Raw genomic sequence first — 17213 nt, forward strand, 5'->3', positions numbered from 1 at the left:
CGAGACGTTAGCGGCACCGGGAGAGGCCGACAAACACATTCGTTTTCGGTGATAAGAGGCCAGAGAAGGACCGCGCGGCTCAGCGCATCCAGAGCTTCGCGCGCTTGATCCGGTTACGCAGCGCCTTCTCATGCCGTGGCATGCCTTCCTCCGCGATGATCCCGCGCAGCTTCCGGCCCTTACCCTGATAAATCAGCTTCTTGGCAGGCTCGTAAGCCTTCAGCACTTTCTTGACCCTGTTCGGGGACGTCAGCTCTTCGACGGTCGCGATCACGGTGTCGCTCTCGCGCGCGTACATCAACGGCAGCGCGCGGTAATGACAGCTGACATCGCCGTCGAGCCCATCGAGCTCGGGTCCCGGGCGCCCGCCGCCGAAGGAATGGATCACCAGCGGCAGCGCAACCTGATCGAGCCACGGATCGAGCGATTGGCAGGCCAGCTCATCCGGCGTCTCGTCGCGGATGTCGCGGGCGTAGCGCAGGAAACGGTCGCCGAACTCCGCCGGGTCGGGACCGAAGAACCAGCCTGCGTTGAAATACATGTAGCGCCGCCAGTATTCGTCCGGCTGGCTCAGATCGAGCGTCTCCTCGAACCCGTCCAGCCCGAATTTGTCGTAGAGCGACTTCCAGATGCCGGTATAGCCCGGACCGTAAAGCGGCGGCTCGGGCCAGGTGCCGGTGCGGCGCATCGAGGCTGATGGACGGTCGAAGTCGAAACCGACCTGCGACAGCGGCCCGGTAAAAACCGTATCGGTGTCGAAGAATACGAAGGGCATCCCCGCGGGCAGGGCGGCGAGCGCCTCGATCTTGTTGCCATGGGGGTAGGACTGGCCGAAGACCTTCGACTCGAAGGGCACGATCTCGGCGCCGACCTCTTCGAGCAGCGCCCGGACCGGACCGGAGATCCGCGTCTCCTCGGACCAGCGCGGACCGGGTTGCGGCTCGGCGATCAGCAAGCGCCCAGCGAAGTCCGGATTGGCGGCGCGGAAACTCAATACGAACAGAATCGCTTCGAATTCCAGCCGTCCCGCCTGTGCAACACAGAAGATGTTGTAGGGTTGTGAAGTCCGGTCGTTCGCCGCCATACTGCCGCCTGTCGGAGGATTTGAGCGCAGTATAGCGAGAAAGTTCAGGGGTAAAAGGTGATACGGATAAGCAAGTTAGCCGCGTTGGCGCTGTGTGGTGTCGCATTGAGCGGCCCCGCGAACGCGCAGAATTTTACCACCGCTGCCGAAGTGCGCCCGATTCTCGGCATGACCCGCGACTCCTGGGTCGCGATCCGGGAATACGGTGGCAAGGATCTGGTCTACTTCACCCATCTTCTGGCGTGGCGCTGCGGGCTGAGCGAGATTCGCTACGGTTTCAATGGTGCGCCGCCCACCAAATCGTTCAAGATGGAGAAATGCCACGAGGGCGCAGCCCAGCCCAACGCGATCTCGGGCGACAATGTCTATGTCAGCCAACCGCAGGGCTCGGTCTCCGAGGTACGGGTGAAGCTGATCTATGACGATGGCAGTTCGGAAGAAGCACGGTTCAGCCGCAAGGCGGTGCTGCAATAAATGGCGCAATGAATGGGCGTTATTCAACACAGCGGCCCCCGGTGGGAGCCGCGTGTCACCAGTTCCTGAAAGGGGAAGTGGTGGGTGACCCTGGAATCGAACCAGGCGTGGGTCGCCCCGGCGGAGTTACAGTCCGCTGCCGCACCTTGCAGCACGTCACCCGACGCTGGGCGGGAGATACAAAAGGGGGCGGGGGGCGTCAAGAGAGAGTTTGCCGAAAAATCGCGCTCCGGATCAGAGCTTGCCAAACGAGGTCATTCCGCGCAGGTAGGGGCCAAAGGAGACCCGCGATGAAAAAGCCAGCCTGGGTGATCGATAAGGAACGCGCCAAGCGCGCTGCGGCCGCCGAGACCGTGTGGCTCTTCGGCCTGCATGCGGTGCGCGATGCGCTGCAGAACCCGATGCGCGAGCGTCTGCGGTTGGTCTGTTCGAAGAACGCCGCCGACAAACTGGCCGAGGCGATCAAGGCGTCGGGCATGGAGCCCGAGATCGTCGATGTCCGCAAGTTCGACAAGTTCGTGCCGATCACGACCGACTCCGTCCATCAGGGCGCGGCGCTCGAGGTGAAGCCGCTCGATTGGGGCGCGCTGAAGGATGTCTGCTTCGGGGCGCGCCGTGTGGTGCTGCTCGACCGCGTCACCGATCCGCATAACGTCGGCGCCATCCTGCGCTCGGCCGAGGTGTTCGGCGCGGCCGCCGTGATCGCGCCGCATCGCCATTCCGCGCCCGAGACCGGCGCACTCGCGAAAACCGCCTCCGGCGCGCTCGAGCGTCAGCCCTATCTGCGGGTGAAGAACCTCTCCGACGCGATGGAGGAGCTTCGCCAGATGGGCTTCCGGCTGATCGGGCTTGCGGGCGAGGCGAAGATGTCGCTCGAAGACGGGCTGTCCGAGGCGGGAATGGAGCCGGTGGCGCTCGTTTTGGGCGCCGAGGGACCGGGCCTGCGCGAGAAGACCCGCGAGACCTGCGACCGTCTGGTGCGAATCCCCTTCGCGGGCGAATTCGGTTCGCTCAACGTGTCGAATGCCGCCGCGGTGTCTCTTTATGCATCTGCAAGTCGGTAATGGTCACAAAATCGCGATCATGAGGGCCTGGACCTTAAAAGCGGCGGGATGCGTTCCTATCTCGATGTCTGAGGCGCAGCTTCGGAACCGCTGCGTCTCTAGTTCACTGTCCCTCGTTCCGCCACTGTTGCGCCCAGCCTTCAAGGCTTGGGCGCATTTTTCTTAGAGGGCTGCGACAAAGGAGAGGTTTCAGATGCAAGACGAGATTCGCGACATTCTGGAAAGTACCAAGATCATCGCCGTGGTCGGCATGTCCCACAAGCCGGAGCGCCCCTCTTACGAAGTGGCGCGGTTTCTGCAATCCAAGGGGTATCGTGTGATCCCGGTCAATCCTGGGCTCGCGGGGCAGCAGCTGCTGGGCGAGACGGTCTATGCCGATCTCGTCGCGATCCCCGACGAGATCGCGGTGGATATGGTCGACGTGTTCCGCCGTTCCGAGGCGGTGCCGGAGGTCGTGGACGAGGCGCTGGCGCATCTGCCCCATCTCAAGACGATCTGGATGCAGCTTGGCGTGTCGCATGACGCTGCCGCCGAGAAAGCCCGAGGGCAGGGGGTGAAAGTCGTGATGAATCGTTGCCCGAAGATCGATTATCCGCGCGTGATGGTCGCGTAAGGCGAGGGGGGCTCTGCCCCCTCGGCCTGACGGCCTTGCCCCCGGGATATTTCGATCAAGGAGAAGACCGGATCAGCCCTTCACGGCTTTGACGGCCTCGAGAATCGCATCGGCGATGTAATCGAGATCGGGCTGCTTGAGCCGCGCGGGCAAGCGCGTATCGCAAGCGCGCATCAGCATCTCTCGGGTTTTCGGAAGCTCCGGCACATCTCCGAGGAACTGCCAGTTCCAGAAGGCGCGCGCATTGTCTTGGCTGAGGCCGAAGACCTGCACGCTGACGCCGCGCGCTTTCGCTTCCGATTGCATCTTGCGAGCTTCGTCATCCGACCAATCGCCCGCGAGGTTGAACTGCAGCGAATCCGGGGCGCGGGTTTCGGGGCCGAGGGGCGGCGGCACGTCGAGCCAGTCGCTCGTGTTCAGCCGCTCCGCGACATAGTCGTGGTTGGCGCGACCATCGTTCACGCGGCGCTCCACTTCCGCGATCTGCGGGCGGATGACGGCGGCGGAGAGGTTCTGCATCCGGCAATTGTATAGCGGCAGCTTGTTCTGCCAGTGATGGAAGCTGTTCTGCAGGCCGGGATGCTTCTTCCAATTATGCTCATAGGCGCCCGACATGATGACCGCGCGGGCGGCGAGCTCCGGATCGTCGGTCAGCAGGATGCCGCCTTCGCCCGCGTTGATCAGCTTGTAGGACTGGAAGGAGAGGCAGCCGATCTTGCCGATGGTACCGATCTTCTTGCCGTTCCAGAGCGTTCCGAGCGAGTGCGCCGCGTCCTCGATCACCGGCACGTCCTTCTCGGCTGCCAGTTCCATGATCACGTCCATATCGGAGGTGTGGCCGCGCATGTGAGAGATTAGCACCGCGTCGATGCTGTCGTCGAATTTGGCCCGGAAATCGTCGAGGTCGATGCGGAAATTGGAGCCGACTTCGACCAGAACCGGGACGCAATCGGCGTGGACGATGGCGGAAGGGACGGCAGCGAAGGTGAAGGCCGGGACCAGCACGCGCGCGCCGCGCGGCAGGTCGAGCGCCTTCATCGACAGGAAGAGGGCTTGCGAGCAGGATGACACCGCCACGGCGTATTTGACGCCCATGAATTCCGCGAACTCGGCTTCCAGCTTGGCGACCGGCGCGTCTTCCGCGGTGTAGCGGAACAGGTCCCCGCTGGTAAGAAGGCGATCGATTTCGGCCCGGGCGGCCTCGGGAATGGCCTCGGCGTCGTAGCAATTCGGGGCGGTCTGTCCGTCACGCGGCATGGCAAGATATCCTGAAACTGACTTTCAGAAATACTTACACTGCAGGGGGCAAATTCTCCAGTGACCTTTTCATGACGAAACCGAGACCGGCTCAAATCCCCAGTTTGTCGCGCATCGAGAACCACGTCATCGCGGCGACCAGAAGCGGGCTGCGCAGGAGCGATCCGCCCGGGAAGCCCGGCACGTCGAGGCTGGCCATCAGGTCGAAGCGTTCGGCTTGGCCCGCGACTGCCTCGGCCATGATCTTGCCCGCCATCGTGCCCATCGCGACGCCATGGCCGGAAAAGCCGCTGGCCGAGAGCGCGTTTTTCAAAGGCCGTGCGAAATAGGGCATCCGGGTGCGGGTGATGGCGAGCGTGCCGCCCCAAGCGTAGTCGATCTTTACATCGGCAAGGGAGGGGTAGACCTCCAGCATCGGCTTGCGCACGGTCTGCACGATATCGGGGAACCTGTAGCCGTAGCTCTCGCCGCCGCCGAAGAGCAGGCGGTTATCGTCAGAGAGCCGCCAGTAATTCACCACGAATTTCGTGTCCGCCACGGCGATATTCTCGCGCAGCACTTGGGCCACGCGCGGGCCCAGCGGCTCTGTCGCGACGATGAAATTGTTGATCGGCATCACATGCGAAGCCACGCGCGGGGCGAGGTTTCCAAGATAGCCATTGGCCGCGAAGATCAGATGATCGGCATCGATATGGCCATGCTCGGTCTGCACGCGCACCGGCGCGCCGGGACGGATATGATGGACGAGCGAACCCTCGTGGATTTCCACGCCGGCCTTGTCGCAAGCGAGCGCCAGGGCCTGGGCGAAGTTCAGCGGATGCAGGTGCCCTGCGCCCCGGTCGATATCGCCGCCAAGATAGGCCTCCGACGGCAGAATTGCGTGCAGCGCCTCGCGGGAGAGCGGCTCCACCTGATCGTAGCCGTAATCGCGGGCCAGTTTCTCCGCCATGTGGTGGGAATGCGCGACCTCGGATTGCGTCCGGCAGGCATGGGCGATGCCGGGGTGGAAGGTCACGTCCATCTCGTATCGTGCGATCAGGTCGCGGATCAGCGCTTTCGCGTCCTCTCCGATATCCCAAAGCCTGCGCGCCATTTCGGGGCCGTGGGCTTTCTCCAGATCGTCCTGCTCCAGCCGCTGGCCCGAGCCCACCTGCCCGCCATTGCGTCCCGACGCCCCGAAGCCTACGCGATGGGCCTCGAGCAGCCGCACCGAATAGCCCTTTTCCGCCAGATGCAGCGCCGCCGAGAGGCCGGTTAAGCCGCCGCCCACCACGCAGACATCCGCCCGGTGGCGGCCCTTCAACTCGGGCCAGCGCCGGTCGGTCAGCGCGGTCGCCGCGTAATAGCTCGGCGCGTGCTCGCCCTTGCGGTCATTGGCGAAGAGCAGGTTCATCGCATCACACGTTCATCAACAGGTGCTCGCGCTCCCACGGCGAGATCACCTGTAGGAACTCCTTGTATTCGTTGCGCTTCACGGCCTCGTAGACGGCGCAGAATTCCGGCCCCAGCACGTCGCGGATCGGGGCGCTTTCCGAGAACAGATCGAGCGCATCGCCCAGATTCACCGGCACGTCTTCGGCCGACATATAGGCGTCGCCCAGGCATTCGGGCTTCGGCATCTGCTTTTCCTTGAGGCCCAGATAAGCGCAAGCGAGCGAGGCCGCGAGCCCGAGATAGGGGTTGCAGTCCATTCCCGCGAGACGGTTTTCGATCCGCCGCGCCGCTGGGCCGGAGATCGGCACGCGCAGGCCCGTCGTGCGGTTGTCACGGCCCCATTCAAGATTGATCGGGGCCGCGAAATCCGGGACGTAGCGGCGATAGCTGTTCACGTAGGGCGCCAGCAGCGCGATCACCGCGGGCAGGTGCGTCTGAAGCCCCGCGATGCAATGCAGGAAGGCCTCCGTCTCGCCGCCCCTCTCGTCCGAGAAGATGTTCTCGCCGGTCTTGGTGTCGATCACCGATTGGTGGATATGCATGGCCGAGCCCGGCTCGCCCTCGATCGGCTTCGCCATGAAGGTGGCAAAGCAATCCTGACGCAGGGCGGCCTCGCGGATCAGCCGCTTGAAGTAGAAGATCTGGTCGGCGAGTTCGACCGGGTCGCCATGGGCGAGGTTGATCTCGATCTGCCCGGCACCGCCTTCCTGCAAGATGCCGTCGATCTCGAAACCCTGAAGCTCGGCGAAGTCGTAGATATCGTCGATGACCTTGCCGTATTCATCGACCGCCGACATCGAATAGGCCTGCTTGGCGGCCGCGCGACGACCAGACCGCCCCATCGGCGGGATGATCGGCTGGTTCGGATCCACATTGCGTGCAACGAGGAAGAATTCCATTTCGGGGGCGACGACCGGTACCCAGCCCTCGGCCTCGTAAAGCGAAAGCACGCGCTTGAGCACGTTGCGTGGGGCGATCGGCACCGGGTTGCCCTGCTGGTCCTCGACGTCGTGGATGATCTGCAAGGTCCAGTCAGCCGTCCATGGCGCGGCCGTCGCGGTCGAGAAATCGGGCGTCAGGATCATGTCCGGCTCGGTGAAGGCGCCCGAGGGGTTGTCAGTCCACTCGCCGGTGATCGTCTGCAGGAAGATCGAGTTCGGCAGGAAGAAGCGATCCTGGAACTTGAATTTCGACGCGGGCATCGCCTTGCCGCGCGCGACCCCTGCTATATCGGCGACAATGCATTCAACCTCGTCGAGACGCCGACCCTCGATGTAATCGCGTGCGGCTTGCGGGATGCGGTCGGTCCAGTCCTTCATGTCGCTCATCGGTCAGCTTTCCGGGTGCGCGGGCACCCTTGTCTTGAGGAAGAAATCGGCGATGCGCTCGGCGATCCGGGGCGCGCCGTTGGGCCGGCCCAGCCGCGTGCGGGCCGCCTCCATCAACTCGTCGGGCACGACGCCGCGCCCGCGTGTGTCCATCAACCCTTCCACGAATTCGTCGCGAAACTCGGGATGGGGCTGAACGGTGAAGATCGTGTCGCCATAGGTAAGCGCTGGATAGGCGCAGAAATCATTGCCCGCGATCGGTGTCGCACCCGGCGGCAGCTCGGTCACCTGATCCTGATGCCACGCGTTGAGTGCGATCACCTCGCCGCCGAAATCGTAATCCTGCGGGCCTACGGCCCAGCCGCCGGAGAATTTCTCGACCTTGCCGCCAAGCGCCTGCGCGATGATTTGGTGGCCGAAACAGATGCCAACCATCGGCACCTTCTCGGCATGGGCGTCGCGGATGAACGTCTCGAGTGGCTTGATGAAGGGATGATCCTCGTAGGCGCCGTGACGGGAGCCGGTGATCAGCCAGCCGTCGCATTCATGCACGTCTTTCGGGAAGTGCATATGCTCGACGTCGTAGCGTTGGAATTCGAGGCCGCGCCCGGCGAGCAGGGCTTCGAACATGTCGGGATAATCGCCCGCCTTGTCGCGCAGAACGTCGGGGGATTGGCCGGTTTGGAGAATGCCGATACGCATGGGAGGTCCGCTCGTAAGCTCTTGTTGCCGAAGCGTAGTGCGGGCCGTGAGCGGCGGCAAGGGGGGCGCTGCTGGTTCGCCGGATCGCGACCGGAAGGCGCGAAGGGAGGCTCCGCCCCCGGCGCGTGCGCGCCTCCCCCGGGATATTTCCATCAAGAGGAAGATTCGTTTCGGCTTGGGCGAAATATCCCGGGGGGAGGGCGATAGCCCGAGGGGGCAGCGCCCCCTCTTCCTTTGGTTTTGTCGCCCTCCGGCAACGGAGGCAGAGCCCCCGTTCTCGACGCTTAACGCGAGCGGATCATTCCCATGATCTCGAGCGTCTGGCCCAGGATCGGCTGTGCGATCTCGTCGGCCCGGTTCGCGCCATCGCCCAGGATATTGTCGATCTCGGAAGGGTCGTTCATCAGCCGGGTCATCTCGTCCGAGATCGGGGCGAGCTTCGCGACCGCGAGCTCCGCCAGCGCCGGTTTGAACTTGCCGAAGCCCTCGCCGCCATATTCGCCCAGCACTTGGGTCGGCGTCATGTCGGCCAGCGCGGCGTAGATGTTCACGAGGTTGCGCGCCTCGGCTCGGTCCTTGAGCCCCTCGATCTCGGAGGGCAGGGGCTCGGGGTCGGTCACGGCCTTGCGAATCTTCTTGGCGATCGTGTCGGCATCGTCGGTCAGGTTGATGCGGCTCGCGTCCGAGGGGTCGGATTTCGACATCTTCTTGGTGCCGTCGCGCAGGGACATCACCCGGGTAGCGGCGCCTTCGATCAGCGGCTCGGGGGAGGGAAAGAACTCGGTCCCGTAGTCGTGGTTGAACTTGGCCGCAATGTCGCGGGTCAATTCGACGTGCTGCTTCTGATCCTCGCCCACCGGCACCATCGTCGCGTGATATAGCAGGATGTCGGCGGCCATCAGGGCGGGATAGGCATAGAGGCCCAGCGAGGCCTTCTCGGCATTCTTGCCCGCCTTGTCCTTGAACTGGGTCATCCGGTTCATCCAGCCCAGACGCGCGACGCAGTTCAGCGCCCAGGCCAGTTCGGCATGGGCCGACACTTGCGATTGGTTGAACAGGATCGAGCGTTTCGGGTCGACGCCTGAGGCGATGAAGGCGGCAGCTGCCTCGCGGGTGTTGCGGCGCAGCGCCTCGGGCTCTTGCCAGACCGTGATCGCGTGCAGGTCGACGAGGCAGTAGATCGTCTCGATTCCTTCGTCCTGCTTCTGGGCGAAGCGCTTGAGCGCGCCCAGATAGTTGCCCAGCGTGAGCCCGCCCGAGGGCTGGATGCCGGAGAAGATCCGCGGTTTGAAATTGGCGTTGAGGGGTTGCGCTTGCTCGCTCATCTGATGCTCCTGATCTGCGGGGGGTGGAAGCCCGCCATTGAGGATCTCCCGGGGTGGAAATCCGCTCTCCGCTCGCTTATCGCTAAAGCGCAAAGGGCGCAACTGAGCCCGCGAGCAGGAGACCATTAATGCGCGACGGCTATGACGAACACCCGATGAACCCGCTGCCGCCAGTGGTCTGGCTTCTGGCGCTGCCGATCATCGCGACGGAGCTGTTCTTCGCGATGGGCCAGTCGGGGCTGATCGGCGGGGCGCAGGCGGCGGGCTGGCGGCTCGACGCGCTGCAGAAATTCGCCTTCTCGCCGCAGGTGATGCGCGCGATGGTTGAGACCGGGCAATATCCGCCCGAGCAGATGATGCGAATTCTGACCTATCCGTTCGTCAACGCTTCGGTGACTCAGGCGATCTTCGTGCTCGTGTTCCTCTTGGCGCTGGGCAAGATGGTGGGCGAGGTGTTCTCGGGCCTCGCCGTGGCGATCGTCTTCTTCGGGGCGACGATCCTTGGCGCGCTTGTCTATGCGGCGCTGCCCTTTACGCAGATCGGGCTCTATGGCGGCTATCCCGGCGATTACGGGCTGATCGGGGCGTTCACATGGATTCTGTGGACGCGACTGGGGCAGGAAAATGCGAACCAGTTCCGGGCCTTCTCGTTGATCGGCGCACTGATGGGCATTCAGCTGCTGTTTGCGATGATCTTCGGCGCGCGGCCCGACTGGATCGCGGATATCGTCGGGTTCGTGGCAGGCTTCGTGCTGAGCTTCTTCGTGGCGCCCGGCGGAATGCAGCGGACGTTGCAGCGGCTGCGGCGTCGGTGAGCCTTCCTGGCCAGGGGCGACTAGCCCCGGGCCGCGCCCGACCCTCCCACCGGGAGGGCGCATTGGCGAAGTCGGCGCAGGCATTAGCGGCCGTCGGGCATGAGAGATAAAGCGCCCAGCGAGAGACGGATTAAAGTGCCACCCAAGGGTCGGGCGCGGCCCTTACGCCCCGCCCGGACCGCGCCGCATCGCACCTTTCAGATCGGCCATATGCATCGCACCGATCGCGATGGCCGTGCCGAAATAGACGACCATCCCGAACAGCACGAGCCCCAGTAGCGCCAGCGCACGTAGGCCCGGCACGGCGAATGCGCCGGGCACCGCCCAGGTCACCGCCCAGATCGCAGCGCCCATCACCAGCGCCGCGATCACGATGCGGGGCAGGCGGCGGTAGAAACGGTGATCGAAGCTCGCGGCTTCCCCCATCGGGCGTGCGCCGAGCCAAAGCTGCGCGACCATCGCCCAGGCGGCGAGCGTCGTTCCGACAGCCGCCGCAAGGTAGCCGATCACGAAGGACAGCCCGATCGCCAACACCGCATTCACCACCATCGCGACGAGCGCGTAGTTGAACGGCGTGCGCGTGTTCTCGCGGGCGAAATACAAGGGCTGCAGAACCTTTTGCAGCACAAAGGCGGGCAGGCCGAGGCCGTAGATCGCGGTGGCCCACGCGGTCGCGATCGTGTCCTCGTGGGTGAACTGGCCGCGCTCGAACAGGACCGAGACGATGGGCTGGGCTGCCACCAGCAGCGCCACGGCGGGGCCGACGGTGAAGAGTAGCGCGAACTCGCCCGCACGCGAGAAGGAATAGCGGCTGCCGGCCGTGTCGCCGCCGCGCAAGCGACGAGACAGGTCGGGCAGCAGAACCACGCCGATCGCGATGCCCACGACGCCCAGCGGCAACTGATAGAGCCGATCGGCATAGTTCAGCCACGCGATCGCGCCGTCGAAATGCGAGGCGACCTGACGGCCCACCAGCAGGTTCACCTGCACCACGCCGCCCGCGAGCATCGCTGGGATCGCGATCCGAACGAGGCGTTTCATGTCGGAAGAGAGGCGCGGGCGTTTCGGCACGATCTTGTAGCCCGCCCGCCATGCCGCGGCCCAGACCAGCGCCAGTTGCGCCACGCCCGCAACGGGCACGGCCCAGGCCAGCGCATCGCCCACCGGCCAGCCGGCCTGATCGGCCATCAGCATCGCGATGACAAAGGTGACGTTCAGCAGCACGGGTGCCGCGGCGGCAGCGGCGAAGTGACCGGCGGCGTTCAGCACGCCCGACAGAAGCGCGCTGAGCGAGATGAAGAGGATGTAGGGGAAGGCGATCCGGCCATAGCTCGTGGCGATGGCGAACCGCTCATCGCCCGCGAAGCCCGAGGCCATCGCCAGCACCAGCCACGGCATTGCCGCCGAAGCCACCAGTGTCAGCACGATCAGCACCGAGGCCAAGCCGCCCATTGCCTCGCGCGCGAAGCCCTGCGCGTCCTCGCCGCCCTCCAGCTTCTTCGAGAAGATCGGGATGAAGGCGGTGTTGAACGCGCCTTCCGCGAAGAAACGGCGAAACAGGTTCGGTAGCGAGAAGGCCACGAGGAAGGCCTCCGCCACCGGGCCTGCACCGAGATAGGCCGCGATCATCATGTCGCGCGCAAAGCCGAGGATGCGGCTCGCCATGGTCCAGCCGCCCACCGTGAGGAAGCCGCGCACCAGCCGGATTGGTTTCATATTAGTTGCCCGCCCGTTTCGCGCCCGAGGCAATCGCGTCCATCAGCTTCTTCTCGAGAGCTTCCTGGCGCGATTTGGAATGGAGTTTCAGGCCGAACATGTCTTTCACGTAGAAGCTGTCCACGACCTGCGCGCCATAGGTGGCGATCACCGCCGAGGAGATCGAGATATTGTTCGATGCCAGCGCCCGGGTCAGGTCGTAGAGAAGGCCGGGCCGGTCGCGGGTATCGACTTCGATGATCGTGTAGATATCCGATCCCTCGTTGTCGATGGTGATATGGGTCGGGAACTTGAACTCGCGCTCACGCTTCTTGAGCTTGTCGCGATCCTTGAGCGCCTCGCGGGCGACGACCTCGCCTTTCAGCGTCTTCTCGATCATCCCGCGCAGGCGGGTCAGTTTCGAGGCCTCGTAGGGATGGCCCTCGGCATCCTGAACCCAGAAGACGGCGGTCGCGTAGCCGTCCTTCGAGGTATAGGTGCGCGCATCGACCACGTTCGCGCCGACCAGCGCCAGCGCGCCGGAGAGCCGGGAGAAGATGCCGGGATGATCGGCGAGAGCGAAGCTGACGCGGGTCGCGTCGTGATCGTCATCGGGATGCAGGTCGATACGGATCTCGTTATCGCCCAGATCGCGCAGCAGCCGCGCGAAGATCTCGTGATTGACCGTGGCGAGCGCCTGCCAGTAGGGCGGGTAATGGCGGGCGAGCTCGGCGCGGATGCGGGTCTTGTCCCAGTCGTCCTGCGCCTCCAGTACTTCGCGCAGGGCACGTTTGGCCTCGTCGGTACGCTGCTCGCGATTGACCGCTTCCAGCCCGTGCTCCAACGCCATCGCGGTCTCGGAATGCAGCTTGCGCAGCAGCGTCGCTTTCCAGTTGTTCCACACGTTCGGGCCGACGCCGCGAATGTCACAGACCGTCAGCACCGTCAGCAGGTCGAGTCGCTTGCGCGACTTCACGCGCTTGGCGAAATCGCGGATCGTGCGCGGGTCCGACAGGTCGCGTTTCTGCGCCACGTCGGACATCAGAAGGTGATGGCGCACCAGCCATTCGACGGTGTCGCATTCCTCTGGGTTCAACCCCAGCCGCGGCGCTACCTTGCGGGCGATCTTCGCGCCGAGGATCGAGTGATCTTCGGGGCGTCCCTTGCCGATGTCATGCACCAGCAGCGCGACATAGAGAACCTTGCGATTGATGCCTTCTTCGAGAATATGCGACGAGAGCGGCAGATCCTCCACCAGCTCCTTGCGCTCGATCTGTGCCAGCGTCGAGACGACCTGTATCGTGTGCTCATCCACGGTGTAGCTGTGATACATGTTGAACTGCATCATCGCGACAATCGGCTCGAATTCGGGGATGAAGGCGGCCAGCACGCCCAGCTCGTTCATCCGGCGCAGCGCGCGTTCCGGGTTGCCGTGCTTCAGGAGCAGATCGAGGAAAATACGCTGCGCCTCGCGATTGGTGCGCACCTTGTCGTCGATCAGGTCTAGATTGGCCGAGACGAGCCGCATCGCGTCAGGGTGGATCAGCATCCCCGAGCGCAGCCCCTCTTCGAAGAGGCGCAGCAGGTTGACCGGATCGGAGAGGAAGGCCTTCTCGTCGGCCACGTTGATGCGTCCGTTCTCTTCGCAATAGGGGGCCTTCAGCTTGCGTCGCCGGCGGAAAATCCGCGTCAGCATCGGCGCGCTTTTGACGTGCTGCGCCTCAAGCTTGGTCAGGAAGATGCGGGTCACGTCGCCCACGGCGGTCGCGTGGCGGAAGTAATCCTGCATGAAGACCTCTACCGCGCGGCGGCCCGCCAGATCGCGATAGCCCATGCGCTCGGCCACCTCGACCTGCATGTCGAAGGTCAGCTGATCCGAAGCGCGGCCGGAGATCAGATGCAGGTGACAACGCACCGCCCAGAGGTAATTCTCGGCCTCGTGGAAGGTCTCGTATTCCTCGGGCGAAAATGCCCCGATCTCCATCAATTCGCGGGCGCGGCCCACATGATGGATGTATTTGCCGATCCAGTAGAGGGTCTGCAGGTCGCGCAGGCCCCCCTTGCCCTCTTTCACGTTCGGTTCGAGCACGTAGCGCTGCCCGCCCTGCCGGCGGTGGCGTTGCGAGCGTTCCTCAAGCTTGGCCTCGATGAACTCGGCCTCGGTCCCCTCGAAAAGGTCGTGGTGAAGGCGCAGCGACAGCGCCTCGGCCAGCTTATCGTCGCCGCCGACGCAGCGATGCTCCAGAAGTGCGGTGCGGATCGTGATGTCCTCGCGCCCGAGCCGGATGCAATCGTCGAGCGTCCGAGACGAATGACCGACCTTCAGCTTCAGATCCCAGAGCATGTAGAGCATCGACTCGATGACGCTCTCGGCCCAGGGGGTGACCTTGTAAGGGGTGAGGAAGAGCAGATCGACATCGGAATGCGGCGCCATCTCGGCGCGGCCATAGCCGCCCACGGCGAGCACCGCGAAACGCTCTGCCTCGGTGCGGATGCCGCTTGGATGCAGACGCGTCGTCGCGATGCGCAGCACCGACCGGACGATCCCGTCCGTCATCTGGGCATAGGCTTCGACCGTGTCGCGCGCCGCGCGCGGGTGCCTCTCGAAATCAGCCTCGATCGCAGCGGTGGCGGCGCGGCGCTCCTCGGTGAGGAAGTTCACCGTCGCGGTCCGGATGTCCTTGGGATCGCTTGCACCGGAGGTTGCGGCGTCGAGCGCGTCGAACAGACGCTGCTGATCCAGAAGGAGGGGCGCCCCGGTCGATGCCGGGGCGGTGTCTGTCATGCTGGTCACTGCGCGATCTCGTCCCTTTGCGGGCCCTTTCCTGTAGCGGCGCTCCGGATCAGAAGCCGAAACCGCCGAAGTTGCGCGGCGCCGGATCGATCACGACCGCCTGCCCGTTGCGGACCTGAGCTACGGCGAGTGCGCGCTCGTTGGTGCCGTCGGGCAGGAGCCGGAAGACGCCGTTGACGCCCACGAAGCCCGAACGCTGGGTCAGGCCCTGCTTGGTCAGCGCGTTCGGATTGCCCGATTTCACCAGCGCGCCGATCGCCGCGACCCCGTCATAGGCGAGGCCCGCGATCGGGTGGGGCGCTTGCCCGTAAGCGGCGGTGTAGCGCGACACGAACTGCTGTTGCAGCGCCGGGTCGGGCTCGGCGAACCATCCACCTTGGGTGCCCGGAAGCGACAGGGTCGCCGGCGGGATATCCCAACGGGTCAGGCCGATATATTGCGTGGTCTGCGGGGTCACTCCCTGCTCGCCCATCAGCTGCGTGAGCAGCGGGAGCGCGCCTGCGGTATCGGCGGTCAGGAACAGCGCATCGACGTCGCCGGACTTCACGCGGCTTGCGATCTGCGGCGTCGCATCGACCACGCCCTGCTGCGAGAACGGGTAGGAGGCCACGCCCGCGAGCGAAGCGCCCGACCGTGCGATCGCCGTCTGGATCGCCTGCGCGCCGATTTCGCCTGCCGTGGTCTGCTCATGCACGACCATGATCCGCTGCTTGCCCTGACGCGCGGCGAAGCTCACGAGGCGGTTGGCGGTGTTCTGGAAGGTCGGGCCGAGCACGAAGACATTGCCGCCCGCGACGTTGGTATTGTTCGAAAACGCAAGCACGTTGATGTTGCGCGAGGCCACCGCGAGACCCGCCGCATTCGCCGATTGCGCATAGACGGGACCGAGGATGACCTTCGCGCCCTCGTCGGCAGCCTTGGTCGCCATCGCGGCGGCCTGCTGCGGATTGCCCGCGGTGTTGTAGACCTGCAGGTCGATGCGGGTGCCCTTAAGGTCCTGGATCGCGAGATTGGCCGCATTCTGCAGAGCCCGTGCGAGAGTCTCATCGCCCGCATTTCCCGACCCCGACGGGACGAGAAGCGCGACCTTGACCGGTGCGCTGCTGTCGATCTTCTGGCCGGAATTGCCCATTGGCCCCGGCTGACAGGCCGCGAGCCAGACCAGAGCAAGGAGGGCTGCGATTCGCGCAGCGAGGGCGCGGGGGTTACGAATGAGATTAAACATGATACGTCCTTTTGGGCGTTGGCGTCCGGTCCGGGCACTGAAGCAAAGCCTGCGAACCGCGATCGGATGACGCGATCGAGACTACGCACAAGCAGGCGTGAAGTAAACGATCCACACAAGTGATGAGGCAGGCGATGGGCGAGGGTGTTGTATCTGATGCAAACGCGCAAAATGGCGGAACCAAGGGGGTGCCTGCGCCGTTAAGCCCGGGGCTTCATTTCATCGCCACGCCGATCGGAGCGGCCCGCGACATCACGCTGCGCGCCCTAGATATGTTGCGCGCTGCCGATGTTCTGGCGGCCGAGGATACCCGCAGCCTGCGGCACCTGATGGAGATTCACGGAGTACCGCTCAACGGGCGCCAGGTGCTCGCATATCATGACCATAACGGTGCCGCGATGCGGCCGAAAATCCTTGCCGCGCTCGAGGCCGGGAAGTCGGTGGTTTATGCCTCCGAAGCGGGCACGCCGCTGGTCGCCGACCCCGGCTATCAGCTCGGCCGCGCGGTGATCGAGGCCGGGCTGCCGCTCTACAGTGCGCCGGGCCCCTCAGCGGTGCTGACGGCGCTGACGCTCTCGGGCTTGCCGACGGATCGCTTCCTCTTCGCCGGGTTCGCGCCGAACAGTAAAGGCGCGCGGCGGAATTGGCTCGCCGAGTTCAAGGAAATTCCCGCGACACTGGTTTTTTATGAAAGCCCCAAACGCATTAGGGAAATGTTAGCTGACGCGGCCCATAGTCTGGGAAAGGAGAGGCAAGCGGCGCTGTGCCGGGAACTGACGAAGCGGTTCGAAGAGGTGCGCCGGGGCACGCTGGAAGAGCTTGCGGCAGGCGTGGCTGATGCGCCGATCAAGGGAGAGATCGTGGTGGTGGTCGACAGGCCGCACGCGGTCGAAGTCGATGATGCGGAACTGGAGCGCCGGTTGAGCGCCGCGCTCGAGCGGGAGTCGCTTCGCGATGCGGTCGATGCCGTCGTGGGCGCGACCGGTTTGCCGCGACGCAAGGTCTATCAGGCCGCTCTGGCTATGGAGAAGAAGAAATGAGTGGATCGCTGTCGTATCATTCGGGTCTCGCCGCCGAAGAACAGGTGATGCTGCATTACGAGAGAGAAGGCCGCGCGGTGTCGGAACATCGCTGGCGCGGCAAATATGGCGGCGAGATCGATTTGATCGCGCGCGAGGGCGACACCCTGATCTTCATCGAAGTGAAGAAATCGCGGAGCCATGCCCGTGCTGCCGAACGTCTTTCGCAACGTCAGATGCGCCGAATTTGCGTTTCGGTCGAAGAATACCTGATGCGCCATCCGGCTCCGGCCAACTGCAATCGCAAGGTTCGGTTCGATCTCGCGCTGGTCAATGAGATCGGGGAGATCAAGGTTCTGGAGAACGCCTATTTCGGAATGTGAC

The 17213-nt window shown here is 64.4% G+C and carries 15 protein-coding genes and 1 tRNA gene; 6 read left to right on the forward strand and 10 right to left on the reverse strand.

Features of this window, described 5'->3' with window-relative positions:
- Positions 1-79: 79 nt before the first annotated feature.
- Positions 80-1084 (reverse strand): hypothetical protein, encoded by a 1005-nt coding sequence (locus B6V73_RS13785; RefSeq protein WP_088725515.1) that lies wholly within the window; start codon positions 1082-1084, stop codon positions 80-82.
- Positions 1085-1252: 168 nt separating this feature from the next.
- Here B6V73_RS13785 and B6V73_RS13790 point away from each other — a divergent pair, with 168 nt between their 5' ends.
- Complete coding sequence (locus B6V73_RS13790; RefSeq protein ID WP_233242987.1) at positions 1253-1558, forward strand: hypothetical protein; 306 nt, start codon at positions 1253-1255, stop codon at positions 1556-1558.
- 78 nt (positions 1559-1636) lie between these two features.
- Here B6V73_RS13790 and B6V73_RS13795 read toward each other — a convergent pair.
- Positions 1637-1720 (reverse strand) — tRNA-Tyr (locus B6V73_RS13795).
- A 128-nt stretch (positions 1721-1848) separates the two neighbouring features.
- Here B6V73_RS13795 and rlmB point away from each other — a divergent pair.
- Together rlmB and B6V73_RS13805 are read left to right on the forward strand one after the other, a co-directional pair.
- Positions 1849-2622, forward strand: a complete 774-nt coding sequence (gene rlmB, locus B6V73_RS13800) for a 23S rRNA (guanosine(2251)-2'-O)-methyltransferase RlmB (protein ID WP_088725516.1) — start codon at positions 1849-1851, stop codon at positions 2620-2622.
- A gap of 193 nt (positions 2623-2815) precedes the next feature.
- Positions 2816-3235 (forward strand): CoA-binding protein, encoded by a 420-nt coding sequence (locus tag B6V73_RS13805; protein ID WP_088725517.1) that lies wholly within the window; start codon positions 2816-2818, stop codon positions 3233-3235.
- A 72-nt stretch (positions 3236-3307) separates the two neighbouring features.
- On the opposite strand, the gene B6V73_RS13810 is transcribed toward B6V73_RS13805, so the two are convergent.
- The 5 genes from B6V73_RS13810 to trpS form a co-directional block, all read right to left on the reverse strand.
- Entirely contained in the window at positions 3308-4492 is a 1185-nt protein-coding gene (locus B6V73_RS13810; protein ID WP_088725518.1) for an aminotransferase class I/II-fold pyridoxal phosphate-dependent enzyme, read from the reverse strand.
- Positions 4493-4583: 91 nt separating this feature from the next.
- A complete protein-coding gene (locus tag B6V73_RS13815; protein ID WP_088725519.1) occupies positions 4584-5885 on the reverse strand; it encodes an FAD-binding oxidoreductase in 1302 nt (433 codons plus the stop codon).
- A 4-nt stretch (positions 5886-5889) separates the two neighbouring features.
- Positions 5890-7245 (reverse strand): glutamine synthetase family protein, encoded by a 1356-nt coding sequence (locus B6V73_RS13820; RefSeq protein WP_088719768.1) that lies wholly within the window; start codon positions 7243-7245, stop codon positions 5890-5892.
- Positions 7246-7257: 12 nt separating this feature from the next.
- Complete coding sequence (locus B6V73_RS13825) at positions 7258-7956, reverse strand: type 1 glutamine amidotransferase (RefSeq protein ID WP_075774097.1); 699 nt, start codon at positions 7954-7956, stop codon at positions 7258-7260.
- A gap of 284 nt (positions 7957-8240) precedes the next feature.
- Positions 8241-9281, reverse strand: a complete 1041-nt coding sequence (trpS, locus tag B6V73_RS13830; protein WP_088719627.1) for a tryptophan--tRNA ligase — start codon at positions 9279-9281, stop codon at positions 8241-8243.
- Between the two features lie 128 nt (positions 9282-9409).
- Here trpS and B6V73_RS13835 point away from each other — a divergent pair, with 128 nt between their 5' ends.
- Positions 9410-10096 carry a rhomboid family intramembrane serine protease gene (locus B6V73_RS13835; RefSeq protein ID WP_088725520.1) on the forward strand — a complete coding sequence of 229 codons (687 nt, stop codon included), beginning with the start codon at positions 9410-9412 and terminating at the stop codon, positions 10094-10096.
- 162 nt (positions 10097-10258) lie between these two features.
- Here B6V73_RS13835 and murJ read toward each other — a convergent pair whose 3' ends face one another.
- Genes murJ through B6V73_RS13850 form a run of 3 tightly spaced genes read right to left on the reverse strand, consistent with a single transcriptional unit; the run spans position 10259 to position 15810 of the window.
- A complete protein-coding gene (gene murJ, locus B6V73_RS13840) occupies positions 10259-11812 on the reverse strand; it encodes a murein biosynthesis integral membrane protein MurJ (RefSeq protein WP_088725521.1) in 1554 nt (517 codons plus the stop codon).
- Between the two features lies 1 nt (position 11813).
- Entirely contained in the window at positions 11814-14576 is a 2763-nt protein-coding gene (locus B6V73_RS13845) for a [protein-PII] uridylyltransferase (RefSeq protein ID WP_088719629.1), read from the reverse strand.
- A gap of 58 nt (positions 14577-14634) precedes the next feature.
- Positions 14635-15810, reverse strand: a complete 1176-nt coding sequence (locus tag B6V73_RS13850) for a penicillin-binding protein activator (RefSeq protein ID WP_075774102.1) — start codon at positions 15808-15810, stop codon at positions 14635-14637.
- A gap of 188 nt (positions 15811-15998) precedes the next feature.
- Between B6V73_RS13850 and rsmI the strand changes: the two genes are divergently transcribed.
- Together rsmI and B6V73_RS13860 are read left to right on the forward strand one after the other, a co-directional pair.
- A complete protein-coding gene (gene rsmI, locus B6V73_RS13855; RefSeq protein WP_075774331.1) occupies positions 15999-16850 on the forward strand; it encodes a 16S rRNA (cytidine(1402)-2'-O)-methyltransferase in 852 nt (283 codons plus the stop codon).
- Positions 16847-17212 carry a YraN family protein gene (locus tag B6V73_RS13860; RefSeq protein WP_075774103.1) on the forward strand — a complete coding sequence of 122 codons (366 nt, stop codon included), beginning with the start codon at positions 16847-16849 and terminating at the stop codon, positions 17210-17212. Before rsmI ends, B6V73_RS13860 begins: the two co-directional genes overlap by 4 nt.
- Position 17213: the final 1 nt, after the last annotated feature.

This window comes from Thioclava sp. JM3 (assembly GCF_002213185.1).
GTDB classification, from domain to species: Bacteria; Pseudomonadota; Alphaproteobacteria; order Rhodobacterales; family Rhodobacteraceae; genus Thioclava; species Thioclava nitratireducens.